13 protein-coding genes are annotated in these 13,582 nt (G+C 62.8%); 4 read left to right on the plus strand and 9 right to left on the minus strand.

Annotated features, from left to right (window positions below; translation table 11 throughout):
• Window positions 1–44: 44 nt before the first annotated feature.
• On the minus strand, window positions 45–2,270 hold the full coding sequence (gene ppk1, locus B2V21_RS05785; protein ID WP_049860302.1) for a polyphosphate kinase 1: 2,226 nt from the start codon (window positions 2,268–2,270) through the stop codon (window positions 45–47).
• Between the two features lie 270 nt (window positions 2,271–2,540).
• On the opposite strand from ppk1, the gene B2V21_RS05790 reads away from it, so the two are divergent.
• Window positions 2,541–3,155 (plus strand): DedA family protein, encoded by a 615-nt coding sequence (locus B2V21_RS05790; RefSeq protein ID WP_049860303.1) that lies wholly within the window; start codon window positions 2,541–2,543, stop codon window positions 3,153–3,155.
• A gap of 76 nt (window positions 3,156–3,231) precedes the next feature.
• Window positions 3,232–3,891, plus strand: a complete 660-nt coding sequence (elbB, locus tag B2V21_RS05795; protein WP_056844751.1) for an isoprenoid biosynthesis glyoxalase ElbB — start codon at window positions 3,232–3,234, stop codon at window positions 3,889–3,891.
• Between the two features lie 20 nt (window positions 3,892–3,911).
• On the opposite strand, the gene B2V21_RS05800 is transcribed toward elbB, so the two are convergent.
• The 4 genes from B2V21_RS05800 to B2V21_RS05815 form a co-directional block, all read right to left on the minus strand.
• Window positions 3,912–4,805, minus strand: a complete 894-nt coding sequence (locus B2V21_RS05800; RefSeq protein ID WP_286916297.1) for a LysR family transcriptional regulator — start codon at window positions 4,803–4,805, stop codon at window positions 3,912–3,914.
• Window positions 4,806–4,812: 7 nt separating this feature from the next.
• Entirely contained in the window at window positions 4,813–5,505 is a 693-nt protein-coding gene (locus B2V21_RS05805) for a cysteine hydrolase family protein (RefSeq protein ID WP_049860306.1), read from the minus strand.
• A gap of 104 nt (window positions 5,506–5,609) precedes the next feature.
• Complete coding sequence (locus B2V21_RS05810; protein WP_049860307.1) at window positions 5,610–6,242, minus strand: LysE family transporter; 633 nt, start codon at window positions 6,240–6,242, stop codon at window positions 5,610–5,612.
• A 97-nt stretch (window positions 6,243–6,339) separates the two neighbouring features.
• Window positions 6,340–8,250: an ATP-binding cassette domain-containing protein gene (locus tag B2V21_RS05815; protein WP_286916298.1), complete on the minus strand. Its 1,911-nt coding sequence runs from the start codon at window positions 8,248–8,250 to the stop codon at window positions 6,340–6,342.
• A gap of 50 nt (window positions 8,251–8,300) precedes the next feature.
• On the opposite strand from B2V21_RS05815, the gene B2V21_RS05820 reads away from it, so the two are divergent.
• Complete coding sequence (locus tag B2V21_RS05820) at window positions 8,301–8,801, plus strand: TIGR02444 family protein (RefSeq protein WP_056844755.1); 501 nt, start codon at window positions 8,301–8,303, stop codon at window positions 8,799–8,801.
• Here B2V21_RS05820 and B2V21_RS05825 read toward each other — a convergent pair.
• A complete protein-coding gene (locus B2V21_RS05825; RefSeq protein ID WP_286916299.1) occupies window positions 8,762–9,556 on the minus strand; it encodes an AlgP family protein in 795 nt (264 codons plus the stop codon). The two genes, B2V21_RS05820 and B2V21_RS05825, sit on opposite strands and share 40 nt — an antisense overlap.
• A gap of 152 nt (window positions 9,557–9,708) precedes the next feature.
• Between B2V21_RS05825 and B2V21_RS05830 the strand changes: the two genes are divergently transcribed.
• Window positions 9,709–10,383, plus strand: coding sequence for an FKBP-type peptidyl-prolyl cis-trans isomerase (locus B2V21_RS05830; protein ID WP_376787069.1), 675 nt, complete (start codon window positions 9,709–9,711; stop codon window positions 10,381–10,383).
• Between the two features lie 18 nt (window positions 10,384–10,401).
• On the opposite strand, the gene rsd is transcribed toward B2V21_RS05830, so the two are convergent.
• The 3 genes from rsd to B2V21_RS05845 form a co-directional block, all read right to left on the minus strand.
• Window positions 10,402–10,875: a sigma D regulator gene (gene rsd / locus B2V21_RS05835; protein ID WP_122742980.1), complete on the minus strand. Its 474-nt coding sequence runs from the start codon at window positions 10,873–10,875 to the stop codon at window positions 10,402–10,404.
• Between the two features lie 286 nt (window positions 10,876–11,161).
• Window positions 11,162–12,418, minus strand: a complete 1,257-nt coding sequence (locus B2V21_RS05840; protein WP_286916301.1) for a heme biosynthesis HemY N-terminal domain-containing protein — start codon at window positions 12,416–12,418, stop codon at window positions 11,162–11,164.
• On the minus strand, window positions 12,415–13,551 hold the full coding sequence (locus tag B2V21_RS05845; protein WP_049860314.1) for a uroporphyrinogen-III C-methyltransferase: 1,137 nt from the start codon (window positions 13,549–13,551) through the stop codon (window positions 12,415–12,417). The genes B2V21_RS05840 and B2V21_RS05845 overlap by 4 nt, the downstream gene beginning before the upstream one ends.
• Window positions 13,552–13,582: the final 31 nt, after the last annotated feature.

The raw sequence follows: 13,582 nt of genomic DNA on the forward strand, positions 1-13,582 counted from the left end.
GCGGGCTCTGCCCGCGAAGGGGGCGCCGCCGATCGTGATGTCTGCTAGCGCACCGGCAGGATCGGGTTGCTCAGACGTTCCAGCAGGGTGTCCTGTGCACTGCGGGCATTCTGGTTTCCGGTCGGCGTGTTGCGCACGTAGCGCCCGTCGGCCTGCAGGATCCAGGAATGGGTGTTGTCGGTCAGGTAGCTCTCCAGCTCCTTCTTGACCCGCATGATCAGCTTCTTGCCTTCAACCGGGAAACAGGTCTCCACACGCTTGTCGAGGTTGCGCTCCATCCAGTCGGCGCTGGACAGGAACATCTGCTCCTCGCCACCGTTGAGGAAGTAGAACACCCGCGTGTGCTCCAGGAAGCGCCCGATGATCGAGCGCACATGGATATTGTGCGACACCCCGGGAATGCCCGGCCGCAGGCAGCACATGCCGCGCACCACCAGATCGATGCGCACGCCGGACTGGCTGGCCTTGTACAGGGCGCGGATGATCTTCGGATCGGTCAGCGAGTTGAACTTGGCGATGATGTGCGCCGGCTTGCCATCAAGCGCGTACTGAGTTTCGCGCGCGATCATGTCGAGCATGCCCTTCTTCAGCGTGAAGGGTGCATGCAGCAGCTTTTTCATGCGCAGCGTCTTGCCCATGCCGATCAACTGGCTGAACAGTTTGCCGACGTCTTCGCACAGTGCATCGTCCGAGGTCAGCAGGCTGTAGTCGGTGTACAGCTTGGCGTTGCCGGCGTGGTAGTTACCGGTACCCAGATGCGCATAGCGCACGATTTCACCGCCCTCGCGACGCAGGATGAGCATCATCTTGGCGTGGGTCTTGAACCCCACCACACCATAGATGACCACCGCGCCAGCGGCCTGCAGGCGGCTGGCCAGCTGCAGGTTGGATTCTTCATCGAAGCGCGCGCGCAATTCGACGACTGCGGTCACCTCCTTGCCGTTGCGCGCGGCATCCACCAGCGCATCGACGATCTCGGAGTTGGCACCGCTGCGGTACAGCGTCTGCCGCACGGCCAACACATGGGGATCCTTGGCGGCCTGGCGCAGCAGATCGACCACCGGCGTGAACGACTCGAACGGGTGCAACAGGAGGATGTCCTGCTTGCTGACCACGCTGAAGATGTTCTCGCTGTTCTGCAGCAATTTCGGAATCTGTGGCGTGAACGGCAGGTATTGCAGTTCTGGGTGGCTGTCCAGACCGGTGATGCTGAACAGACGCGTCAGGTTGACCGGCCCGTTGACCTGATAGAGCTCGGTCTCGGACAGGTTGAACTGCTTGAGCAGGTAGTCGGACAGATGCTTGGGGCAGGTGTCGGCCACTTCCAGGCGTACCGCATCACCGTAGCGCCGCGAGAACAACTCGCCGCGCAGGGCACGCGCCAGGTCTTCGACGTCTTCGGTGTCGACCGACAGGTCGGCGTTGCGGGTCAGGCGGAACTGGTAGCAGCCCTTCACCTTCATGCCCTGGAACAGGTCATCGGCGTGGGCATGGATCATCGAGGAGAGGAAGACGAAATTGTCGCCTGGCCCACCGACGTCCTCGGGCACCTTGATCACGCGTGGCAACAAGCGCGGCGCCGGTATGATCGCCAGGCCCGAATCACGGCCGAAGGCGTCGATGCCTTCGAGCTCGACGATGAAGTTCAGACTCTTGTTCACCAACAGCGGGAACGGGTGTGTGGGATCCAGCCCGATCGGCGTGATGATCGGGGCGATTTCATCGCGGAAATAACGACGCACCCAGGTCTTGAGCTTGGTCGTCCAGTGCCGGCGGCGAATGAAGCGAACCTGATGCTTCTCCAGCTCCGGCAACAGGATGTCGTTGAGGATCGCGTACTGGCGATCGACGTGCCCATGCACCAGCTCGCTGATTCGCGCCAGCGCCTGATGTGGCTGCAGACCATCGGCCCCGGCCTGTTCACGGGCGAAGGTGATCTGCTTCTTCAGGCCCGCCACGCGGATCTCGAAGAACTCGTCGAGGTTGCTGGAGAAGATCAGCAGAAACTTGAGCCGCTCGAGCAGCGGATAGGATTCATCCAGTGCCTGCTCCAGCACGCGGATATTGAACTGCAGCTGCGACAGCTCGCGATGGATGTACAGACTGCTGTCGTCCAACCCTGGCACGACGATGTGCGGCGCCGGCGCAAGGGCCTCGCTCGGGTGCGCGGGTTCGACGATGGCTTCTATGACCAACGGCGCTTCTACCGGGGTTTCGACCACCGGCTGGTCTTGAGTGAGAGCGACTTGCGTCTGGGCTTCGTTGTTCATCTGGCGTTCCCGGGGGCGTAACTGCCCTCTGCAATTGAGCGGCACGGATCGCGTAATGCGTCAGGATGCCATTGGCGCCTGCACGCTTGGAAGGGGGGCGCGACAGTTATAAGCATCGATTATGACGTTCGCATGACAGGCCTGGCCGCATACACATGCTGTCTACGATCTCAGGTTGACAAGCATTGTTCACGACAAGACACATTTGGACACTTTCATGTATGTCCCTGAAGGGTTAGGCTGCGCATTCACTTCGCCAGCATCGATAAAATGCTCCAACAATTCCTGAACGATTTTGGCTATTTCGCCCTGTTCCTCGGCACGTTCTTCGAAGGCGAGACCATTCTGGTCCTGGCCGGATTCCTGGCGTTCCGTGGCTACATGGATATCAACATGGTTGTGGTGGTGGCCTTCTTCGGCAGCTACGCAGGCGACCAGCTCTGGTATTTCATGGGCCGCAAGCATGGCCGCAAGCTGTTGGCGCGCAAACCCCGCTGGCAGCTGCTAGGCGACCGTGCGCTGGAGCATATCCGCCGGCATCCGGACATCTGGGTCCTCAGCTTTCGCTTCGTCTATGGCCTGCGCACCGTCATGCCGGTGGCCATCGGCCTGTCGGGCTATCCCCCGCGACGCTATTTGCTGCTCAACGGCATTGGCGCGGCGGTGTGGGCCACCGCACTGGGATTGGCGGCCTATCATTTCGGCTCGTTCCTGGAACACATGCTGGGCAACGTGAAGAAATACGAGCTGTGGGTGCTGGGTGCGCTGGTACTGATCGGCGCCTTGCTGTGGATACGCCGCCGCATCAAAGCGGCCCGCATCGCCCGCCAGGCTCGCCTGCAACCCCCTGCAGTCACGCCAGCGCCCAGCGACGAACAGCCCTGATCGCCGACTCGAACTGAACACGCGACGCCGATCGGGATCCATGCTACTGAAACAGCGGACAGAATCGGAGTTCGACATGACCAAGAAAATCGCGGTGATCCTTTCCGGCTGTGGCGTCTATGACGGCAGCGAAATTCAGGAAAGCGTGATCACCCTGTTGCGTTTGGACCAACGTGGCTGCGAAGTGCAGTGCTTCGCTCCCGACGTTGCCCAGAAGCACGTGATCAACCACCTCAGTGGCGAGGAAATGCCCGAATCACGCAACGTGCTGGTGGAATCGGCGCGGATCGCCCGTGGCGAGGTGAAGGACATCGCCCTGGCCAATGCTGACGACTTCGATGCCTTGATCGTCCCCGGCGGTTTCGGCGCGGCAAAGAACCTGTCTTCCTTCGCCAGCGACGGCGCCGCCTGTTCTGTGAACCTGCAGGTGCAGGCACTGGCCGAAGCCTTCGCCGAAGCACGCAAGCCGGTTGGCCTGATCTGCATCTCGCCGGCACTGGCCGCCAAGATCTACGGACCCGGCGTGACCTGCACCATCGGCACCGATGCCGATACCGCGCAGGCCATCGAGAAGATGGGCGGCACTCACCAGGAATGCGAAGTGACCGAGATCGTCGAGGACACCGCGCGCAAGCTGGTCAGCACGCCCGCCTACATGAGCGCAAAGACCATCAGCGAAGCCGCTGCCGGTATCAATAAACTGGTGGATCGGGTGATCGAGCTCACCCAGGCCTGAGTGCTGCTGTACAGGCAGGTCTAGGGGTCTGGGTCCGCATGGTAGTGATCGGCCATGAAATCGACAAAGGCGCGGACCTTGGCTGGCAGATGCGCGGCGCTAGGGTAGAGCGCGTAGTAGCTACGCGCTCCCAGCGTCACCTCTGGTAATACCCGCACCAGGCGCCCGGCGCGCAGATCGCGCGCAACGGTTGCCAGGGTGAAGGCGGCAATCCCCATGCCCGCGACAGCGGCCGTGTGCAACGCGGCAATGCTGTCGCTGCGCAGTTGCCGTCCGGCGTCCACACTTTGCACCGTCTGCTCACCCATGTGCAGTTGCCAGTGTGCTTCATCGGCATAGGCCAACAAACTGTGCGCCAGCAGATCGTCCACGCCTCGAGGCAATCCACGGCGATACAGGTAGGCCGGCGAGGCGACCAGCACCATGGGTGACACGGTCAGCAAGCGCGCGACCATGGTGCTGTCGGACAACGGCGGGCCACTGATGCGCAGGGCAACGTCGAAACCGTCGGCCACCAGATCCACCAAGGGATCCGAGCACGACATGTCCAGCTGGATATCCGGGAAGCGCTCCTGAAAAGCCGGCAACCAGAACGGCAGTTCCAGTGTTCCCAACACGAGCGGAACGCTGATACGCAAGCGACCGGAGGGCTGCTTGTGTACGCGCGCTTCCTCGGCTGCGGCATCGACCCGCTGCAGGATATCGACACAGGCCGTGTAGTAGCGTTTGCCCGCATCCGTAAGGCTCAGCTGCCGTGACGTCCGGTTGAGCAGCCGCGCACCCAGCTCGCTCTCCAACTGCTGCAATTGCCGGGATACCGTCGAATGAGTGGTCTCCAGGCGCTCTGCTGCGCCGGTGAAACTGCGTGTTTCCACCAGGCAACGGAAGATGCGCATTGCGAGCAGTTGATTCATTCAGGGCTCAACGTACAGGTAACGCCTGGATCTGCGCGGTGCTCAGCACATCGCCGAAGGTGTCTTCGATTTCCGCCAGCGCGGCTGCGTGCAGTGCCTTGTCATCAACGCTCTGGCCGTTGAAGCGGGTAATGCTGCGGGTCGCCGACGCATCGGACGCTACCACCACGTTATAGCCCAGCGGCACCGCGTCGCGGGCAGCGCCTGCCACACATGCATGAGTCATCAGGCCAGCGACCAGGACAGTATCGATGCCACGAGCCTTGAGCTGAGTGTCCAGATCGGTACTGGCGAAAACGCTGACCGTATTCTTGCGCAACACCTGATCAGTGGCACGGGGCTGCAGGCGTGGGTGAAACTTCACTGTTTCACCACCCTCGGCGAACAGTGCCGACCCCGCAGGTGCAACGTGTTGCACGTGGAACACCGGGATCTTGTGGCGATCGGCGTAGCCAATCAATTCCTGGGTATTGGCCAGAGCGGTGGGACCGTCGGGAATCGGCATCTTGCCGGTGAAGTACTCGTTCTGAAAATCGATTACCAGCAGCGCCGTCTTGCCGGCAGGAAGGTGCTGCACGGGCGCCGCACCGAACATTGCCCGAATGGTCGGTTGGTTAGGAGTCTCGGTGCTTGCGCCAGCAGAGCCGACGCCTGCGGCAAGCAGACCGGCACACAGCAAACGGCGGGGGAAAGCGAACATGGGCGGTATCCTGTCAGAAGTGAGCGCCCAGTCTAGGGTTGGCACTGCCCTGCTCCCAGACTGAAACCGCAACACGATCTGTGCAGCCACCGCACAGATCGGGTTCAGGCAGGCACTCGGCGCAAGGTCGCGAGCAACGTCGCAGCGGCCACGAACAGTCCCGCGAAGGTACGGTTCATGCGCCGCTGCTGACGGGGCGTGCGCAACAGGCGCAAGACCTTGGCCGCAAGCCCCGTGTAGCCGGCCATGACGATCAGGTCCACGGTTATCATGGTCGCTGCAATGGTCAGGTATTGGGCCAGCAGTGGCGCGTGTGGATTGATGAACTGTGGTAGTACCGCAAGCATGAACACCAGTGCCTTGGGGTTGCCGACGTTCACCAGAAAGCCTCGAAGAACCAGACTGGACGCTTTGCCTGTCGGCTTTTGCTGGGTTTCTTCACTGATGTCGGCGGGCAACGCACGCCACTGCTTGACGGCCAGATAGAGCAGATACAGCACACCAAACCACTTGATGGCCTGGAACGCCGTGGCGGACGCTGCCAGCACGGCCCCGACGCCCGCGGCGATGATCACGATCTGCAGGAGCAGCCCCAACTGCAGGCCAATTGCATTCCAGTAACCGCGCAGGAAACCGTGCTGCAGGCCGCTGGACATTGACGCAATGGCCCCGGCACCCGGTGAAAGGCTGATGATCCAGCACGCAGCAAAAAAGGCCAACCAGGTTTCCAGCAACATACGGACCTCGACGCTTGAATAGGGACAGCCTAAGGTAAAGCGGCGCAGCGAATTTGGCTATGGGCCTGTGACGGCGGCCCGGCATCGCGCCGCAGCGTCAGCCCAATGCCTCGAGTTGTGCCTGCATGTCTTCGAGCAGCTCCAGCGCTTCCATCCACTGCTCCTCCAGCTCGCTCTCGCGAACCTTGAGCTTGGCCTGCTGAGCAAGCTGATCGCGCAATTCATCCTTGCGCGCGGCCTCGTAGAGCGCGCTGTCGGACAAGGCCGCTTCTATCTTCGCCAGCTTCTCGTGCACCTCACCCAGATCGCGCTCCAGCTTGTCGGCCTGGCGTTTGTGCGGGGCCAACTGCTGACGCAAGGCAGCGGCAGCCTGGCGCTGGGCTTTCTTGTCGGTCTTGTCGGGATTGACCGGGGTGTTGCTGGCCGGGGCATGCCGTTGACGATAATCAACCAGCCAGCGCGCGTAGTCGTCCAGATCGCCATCAAACGTCTCGACCTTGCCATCGGCCACCAGCAGGAAGTCGTCCGTGGTGCTCTTGAGCAAATGCCTATCGTGGGACACCACCAGTACCGCGCCACTGAATTCCTGCAGGGCCATGGTCAGGGCCAGGCGCATCTCCAGGTCCAGGTGGTTGGTCGGTTCATCGAGCAGCAACAGGTTGGGCCGCTCCCAGGCGATCAAGGCCAGCGCCAGGCGCGCTTTTTCACCGCCGGAGAAATTCAGCACTGGCTCGTCGATGCGCGCACCGCGGAAATCGAAGCCGCCGAGGAAATCGCGCAGCACCTGTTCCCGCTCGGTAGGCGCCAGGCGTTGCAGATGCAGCAACGGGCTGGCCTTGCTGTCCAGAGAATCAAGCTGGTGCTGGGCGAAATAGCCCACCACCAGATTCTCGCCACGCACCAGGCGCCCGCCGATGGGCGTCAGCTCACCGGCGAGGTTCTTGATGAGGGTCGACTTGCCGGCGCCGTTGGGGCCCAGCAAACCAATGCGCGCACCGGGTGCCAGTTGCAGCTTGACCTTCTCCAGCACAGCCTTGTCGCCATAGCCGAGGCGACCTTCGGAGAGGTCGAGCAACGGGCTGGAAATCTTCACCGACTCGCGGAAGACGAAATCGAAGGGCGAGTCGACGTGCGCCGCCGACAGCTCCTCCATGCGCTCCAGGGCCTTGATCCGGCTCTGAGCCTGGCGCGCCTTGGTGGCCTGGGCCTTGAAACGGGCGATGTACTTCTCCATGTGCGCCCGCTGCGCCTGCTGCTTCTCGTACGCTTGCTGCTGCTGCGCCAGGCGTTCGGCGCGGGCACGTTCGAAGGCGCTGTAGCCACCGCGATACAGGGTCAGCTTCTGTTGTTCGACGTGCGCAACATGATCGACCACCTCGTCGAGGAAGTCGCGGTCGTGGGAAATCAACAGCAAGGTGCCGGGATAGCCTTTCAGCCAGTCTTCGAGCCACAGGATGGCATCAAGGTCCAGGTGGTTGGTCGGCTCATCGAGCAGCAACAGGTCGGAGGGGCACATCAAGGCCTGCGCCAGGCTCAGACGCATCCGCCAGCCACCGGAAAAATCACCGACCTGACGGTCCATCTGCTCGTTGCTGAAGCCCAGCCCGGCCAGCAGCTTGCGTGCACGCGCATCGGCGGTATAGCCATCGGCGCTGTCGAGCTCGGCATGCAAACGAGCCTGGGCGGCGCCATCCTGCCGAGCTTCGGCGTCGGCCAGGGCATGCTGCACTTCGCGCAGACGTACATCGCCGTCGAGCACATAGTCGACCGCAATGCGTTCGAGGGTATCGACTTCCTGGCGCATATGGGCGATGCGCCAGTCGGCAGGCAGGTAGCAATCGCCCGAGTCGGGCGCAAGCTCGCCGCGCAACAGGGCGAACAGGCTGGATTTGCCGGCACCGTTGGCACCGATGAGACCGGCTTTCTGACCGGCGTGCAGAGTCAGCTCGGCATCTTCTAGCAGACGCTGCGGGCCACGCTGTAAAGTGAGGTTCTGAAGTCGGATCATAATGGCGGCGAAGTCTACCAGCTTCCTTGCCCACTGGCGCGAGTAGCACGATGCACGATGAATTATGGGAGTTTGCCTTGAAGCTCTATGCCCGACCGGGCATCGAGGCCGCCTGCCTGCAGTTGCAGGCAGAAGGCGCCAATGTGTGCCTGCTGCTGTGCGGCGCCTGGCTGGGTGCCAGAGGCGTGGCCTGTTCGCATGAGCGTGTGATGCTGCTGCAGGCGATCGCCACGCCCTGGCACGATGAGGTCGTGCGACCACTGCGCGAGCTTCGCCAGCAGTGGCGCGCAAAGGCCATGCATGATCCCGAGCTGATGCCGCTGCGTGAATCGATCAAGGCGCTGGAACTCAATGCCGAGCGCCAGTTGCTGCAGCGCCTGCACCGCCAAGCCGCTCCGTGGCTCCTTGCCGCGGAACAGTCCAACATGACTTGGCTGCCCGCCCTGCTACCGGCGCCGGCTGCAGGCGTCAGCGATGCATTGCGGACACTGAGCGTGGCAGCCCGCGACACTCAGGCCTCGCTGGACGACGCGCCACCTTTGTCTGGCTGACCGGCCACGGCTTGAGCATCTGACTCGGTTGCGCTCGTATGAACGGCTGCCGCCAGCGACTTGGCGGCGGCAGGCTTCCTTGCAGGCCGGGCGGCAGGCTTGGCAGGCGCCTTCGCTTCGGGCTTGACCGCTGCGCCTGGCGCGGCGAGGGCCTTGCGCGTGGTGCTGCGCGAAACAGCAGGTTTGCTTGCAGTGGCGGCGGCAGCGGCTCGGGTGGTCTTGCTCGCTGCCGGCTTGGCTGCGGCACGCGCGGTCGAAGCTGTCGGACTGGTTTTGGCTGGGGTACGAGCAGCAGGCTTGGTCGCCGAGCTGGCAGGCTGAGTGACGGATGCCGTGGTCACCTTGGGCTTGGCCGAACGGGTTTCGATGGCCTTGCTGGCCGCTTCGCGGACACGACCCACGCCGGCTGCCAGCTTCAGGCTCTCCTGGGCATCGCGCTTGAGCTCGACGATGTAGGCGCGGGTTTCGGCCTGGCGTTCCTTGAGATCGTCGAGCAGCTCCTCGAGTTCGCTCACCGAATCATGCGCCTTGGCCTGTTTCTTTTTCTTGCCGGCGGCAGCGGCGTCCTGCACTTTGGTGCGCGACTTGTGCAGTTTTTCCTGAGCCTTGCCGCGTTGCTTCTCGAGCTTGGCGAGCAGTTTTTCAGCATCGGCCAAGGCTTGGGAACATGCACTTTCAAGGTGCTCGAGCAAACTGCCGGACAGCTGTTGCAGCAAATGCAGCGGGGTGTTTACAGGCTTCTTGTTAGCCGACATAGCTTACCTCCGGGCCGATGGGTTGAGGCTCATACTAGACCTGAGACCGTAGAGCCGCCAGAACATGTTGACCGTACCTGCCAGCCCCCGTTGCGCACTCGGTGGCATAATCGCTCGATGCTCGGTCTGTCTTGTTCTGGAGAACCCCCATGTTGTCTCGCCTGCTGCTGTCGTTGTCCCTGGTGCCGTTGTCGCTGGTGTGGTCGCAAGCGCACGCTGCGCAGGGTACACCGGATGATGGCCACGACCTGGCCTATAGTGTGGGTGCCAGCTTGGGCGAACGCCTGCGTCAGGACGCCCCCGGCCTTCAACTGGACGCCTTGGTCAAGGGCTTGCAGCAAGCCTACCGGCAGGAGCCGCTGGCCTTGAGCGATGAGCGCATGGGCCAGCTACTGGCTCAATACCAGGCGCAGGCGGACAAGGCTGACACCGGCCCGGACACGGAAAAGGCGCAGGCGGCCGAGCGTCGCTTCATGGCCGGCGAGCGGGCCAAGGCTGGTGTGCGGGAGATCTCGGACGGGGTGCTGATAACCGTACTCGAACCTGGGGCAGGCAGCCCTGCCACGGCCGATGAGCGCGTGCAGGTTCAATACATGGGGAGGTTGCCTGACGGCAGCGTGTTCGACCAAAGCAACCAGCCGCAGTGGTTTCGCTTGAACAGCGTCATCGAAGGCTGGCGTACGGCACTGCAACAGATGCCTACGGGTGCGAAATGGCGCGTGGTGATTGCCTCTGCCCACGCCTATGGTGCCGAGGGCGCAGGGGATCTGATCCCCCCCTACACGCCACTCACTTTTGATATCCAACTGTTGGCCACGGCCCCATAGGGCCGCGTCTGACGCCCATCACGCCTGAGCGACGGATTCTTCCTTGTGAGCGTTGTGCAGCACTTCGATCAGGCAATCCTCGAGCTCGAAGCGCTCGTGCAGCAAGCGCCCCAGTTCCTTCAGCTTTTCCAGGATGACGGCGGCATCGGAGCAGTCGCCCTTGTCGCAGTAGTCGTTGAAGTCGAGGGCTTTCTGGGTGATCTCGTCGATGCGTGGCCAGATCGTATCGGCCAGCTCCAGACCACGCTTGTCGTTGAATGCCTTGGCTTCGTCGGTCAGTTGCTCGTAGATCTCGAAATGGCCTGCCGAGGTGTAGTCGACCAGCAAACCGCAGAAATCCTGAAGCCTCTTGCGATCCTCGACCAGCGCCTGGGGCGTATCGCCCAGTGCATCGAAGGCCTTGATCAGCTCGTTGCGTTCCTGCAGCCAGCGATCGATCAGCAGGTGAACTCCGCCCCAGCGTTCCTGGGCATTCTTGCAGCTTTCCAACATGATGAGTGCTTCCCTTGTGGGTCATGCCCGGCGTCGCACTCCTGTATCACAGGAAGCAGGGCTCGGACCGATTCGCGGTCTGTGACGGCGAATGTCGATGTACGTGCAGGGGGAGATTATGCCCGTGCGCCAGTGGCATCAAGGTACGCATCGGATAAAGTTCATACAAGTGTTTAATCGTGGCAATACCGGAACGAATGCCGGATTTGCGGGCCTCGCCCCCTGTTCCACGAACATGTCGCGGAACAGGGGTGCATCACCCTGAGCACTTAGGCCTGAAAGTGCGTTAGAGCGGGCGAACCGTGGTCGGCAGCGGCGCGGCCAACAGGCGCTCGTCGAGCAGCCCGAGACCTTCCTGGAACAGCAGGTTGCTGCGCTCGGTATCGCCGAGCTGGGCCAGCAGGCGGGCCAGCTCCGCACAGGTTTCCGGGCTGCGCTGCAGACGCAGGCTGCTTTCCAGGTAATCGCGTGCCTTGCCCCACAGACGGTTCTGCAGACACAGGCGGCCGAGTGTCAGCAACAGCCCGGCGTCATCGGTGTGTTGCTTGAGCCAACCTTCGGCGGTCTGCAACTGGCGCGCCGGATCGTTGCCGATGACCAGGCCGTACAGGCGAGCCAGGTGCGTGTCGTATTGACGCTTCTGCGCGGTACGCAGGACCTCTTCGGCCTGGGTCTGCGCACCTACCTGCCGCAACTGCTCGGCATAGGCAAGGACCAATGCAGGCTCCTTACGCTGCGCCGAACTCAGTGCCTGCCATGCGCGCTCGAGTGCAGCCAGGCCCGCTTCGCCCTGACCTTGATCCGGTGCCGATACATGCGCGGCCACGCTGAGGTTCTCGCCCCAGGCACGCCGTTCCAGTTCGGCCAGCTCGGCCGCTGGCAAGGCTTTGTCCTTGCGCAGTTGTGGCAGTAGCTTCACCACGGCAGCCCAGTCTCCACGTTGCTGATGCACGCGTTGCAATTGACGCAACACCTGCACATTGCGCGGATGACGCTCGTGCATGGCCTGCAGGGTTTGCAGGGAGCCGTCGCTGTCGCCGCGATCGCTCTGCAGTTGGGCATGGCTCAAGGCAATCGCCAATTCGGCTTGTGGCTGACGTGCCAGGGCCTGTTCGAGCAGGCTGTCGCTGTCTTCGTAGCGGCCCAGCTCGTTGGCTGCGCGGGCTGCGCCCAGGTAATACAGCAGGGGCTGACGTTCGTGTTCGGCGGCGTGCTGCAGGTGCTTCTGAGCGCTGGCCCAGCGTCCTTCGGCCAGGTCCAACTGGCCCTTTTCGATGGCAGCCTGCACGCGGCGACTGCGGTTGCGGCCCGACCATGGATTGACCACGCGGCCGGAGGTAACCACCACGCTGATCAGCAGGTAGATGATGAATACCAGCAGCACCAGCACCAGCAAGGCCAGCAACGTGGTCCACAGGCCGGATTCGTAGCGCATCACATGGGGGTAGTCGATCAGCACGTAGCCTGGGTGCTTGGCCACGGCCAAGCCGAGCCCGACCATGGCGGCGATCACCAGAAACAGGATCACGTAGAACCGTTTCATGGCTGGCTCTCCGCAGCGCCTGGCGTGGCTTCGGTCGATTTCTGCAGGCCTTCGACCGGCGTATGGCGGCGTTGCAGGTAGGCCTGGATGGCATTGAGGCTGGCATCCAGATCAGGTGTGGTGACCGACACCGGCTGACTCTTGAGTGCGGTCAGCTGTTCGATCATGGCTTGGGTGTGGCCGTTTTCGCGGTTGAACCCTGCGATGAGAATGCTGCGTGCGTCATCCAGCGCTTGCGTATAGACCTTGCCCTGACCGTTGAGCGCGGCCCATTGCGCCTGTTCCAGTGCAAGGCTCAGAGCCAGGCGAACCTGGTTCAGGCTTTGCCCGGCCAGCAACGGACGGATGCTGTCATCGGGGTTGAAGTCGACGCGGAAGAACCCGGAAATCTTGTTCCACCACTGACGCCAGCGGGTCTCGCCTTCAGGCGAAGTGCCTTGCGCGGCGTCGGCGGCTGCCTGAAATTCCGGGGCCAGGGCCGTCAACTGCGTTGCCTGCTCGCGCAGTGCGCTCAACTGCAGGAACAAGCCGGTGCGGTCGGGCTGGGTTGTGCCTTGCAGCGACGCCAGGCTACGGGTCAATTGTTCGCGAGCGGCGAAGGCTTGTGGGTCATCCTGCTCGCGCAGGATTTCGTCGGCGCCCTGCACCAGTGCCTTGGCGCTGGTGACATCCTGCAGCGCAGACAGACGCAGGCTGGCCAGGCGCAGCAGATGCTCGGCCTCGGCCAGGCGCCAGTCCTTGCGGCTGGCACCCAGCACGGTTTCCAGGCGTTGGCTCAGACGCTGCTGGTCGCCCTGCAACTGCGCGACCAGACGGCGGCGATCTTCCAATTCGTTGGCATCGGGCAACTGCGCCAGGTCGGCGCTGAGTTGCCGTTCGTTGTGCTCCAGGGTCAGCGTCTGCGTGGCGAGCCCTTCGATCACTCGCGACTGCTGCTGATGACCGGCGGTGAGCGTGCGCACCTGCCACACGCCCCAACCCGCGGCAGCGAGGCCAGCGGCGGCCAGCAGCAGCGCGATGATCGCCAAGCCATTGCCATTGGCCGAGCGCTGAGGCGGCACGGCGGCTGGCTGTTCGAAAGGCGCCTTCGGGGCGCTCTGCGTCTCGTCTTTGGGCAAGGCTGTTTCGCTCACGTGTCCATCCTTTGCATTGGGGCGCGCCCGC

It is taken from the genome of Pseudomonas sp. UBA6276, assembly GCF_002438365.1.
Lineage (GTDB): Bacteria > Pseudomonadota > Gammaproteobacteria > Pseudomonadales > Pseudomonadaceae > Aquipseudomonas > Aquipseudomonas coleopterorum.

What these genes read in the sequence shown, in the direction of transcription:
- B2V21_RS05820 (WP_056844755.1), top strand. Translation starts at nt 8,301, where the DNA reads ATGCACGATGAATTATGGGAGTTTGCCTTGAAGCTCTATGCCCGACCG.
- ppk1 (WP_049860302.1), bottom strand. Translation starts at nt 2,270, where the DNA reads ATGAACAACGAAGCCCAGACGCAAGTCGCTCTCACTCAAGACCAGCCG.
- B2V21_RS05825 (WP_286916299.1), bottom strand. Translation starts at nt 9,556, where the DNA reads ATGTCGGCTAACAAGAAGCCTGTAAACACCCCGCTGCATTTGCTGCAA.
- B2V21_RS05800 (WP_286916297.1), bottom strand. Translation starts at nt 4,805, where the DNA reads ATGAATCAACTGCTCGCAATGCGCATCTTCCGTTGCCTGGTGGAAACA.
- B2V21_RS05790 (WP_049860303.1), top strand. Translation starts at nt 2,541, where the DNA reads ATGCTCCAACAATTCCTGAACGATTTTGGCTATTTCGCCCTGTTCCTC.
- B2V21_RS05805 (WP_049860306.1), bottom strand. Translation starts at nt 5,505, where the DNA reads ATGTTCGCTTTCCCCCGCCGTTTGCTGTGTGCCGGTCTGCTTGCCGCA.
- B2V21_RS05840 (WP_286916301.1), bottom strand. Translation starts at nt 12,418, where the DNA reads ATGAAACGGTTCTACGTGATCCTGTTTCTGGTGATCGCCGCCATGGTC.
- elbB (WP_056844751.1), top strand. Translation starts at nt 3,232, where the DNA reads ATGACCAAGAAAATCGCGGTGATCCTTTCCGGCTGTGGCGTCTATGAC.
- B2V21_RS05810 (WP_049860307.1), bottom strand. Translation starts at nt 6,242, where the DNA reads ATGTTGCTGGAAACCTGGTTGGCCTTTTTTGCTGCGTGCTGGATCATC.
- B2V21_RS05815 (WP_286916298.1), bottom strand. Translation starts at nt 8,250, where the DNA reads ATGATCCGACTTCAGAACCTCACTTTACAGCGTGGCCCGCAGCGTCTG.
- rsd (WP_122742980.1), bottom strand. Translation starts at nt 10,875, where the DNA reads ATGTTGGAAAGCTGCAAGAATGCCCAGGAACGCTGGGGCGGAGTTCAC.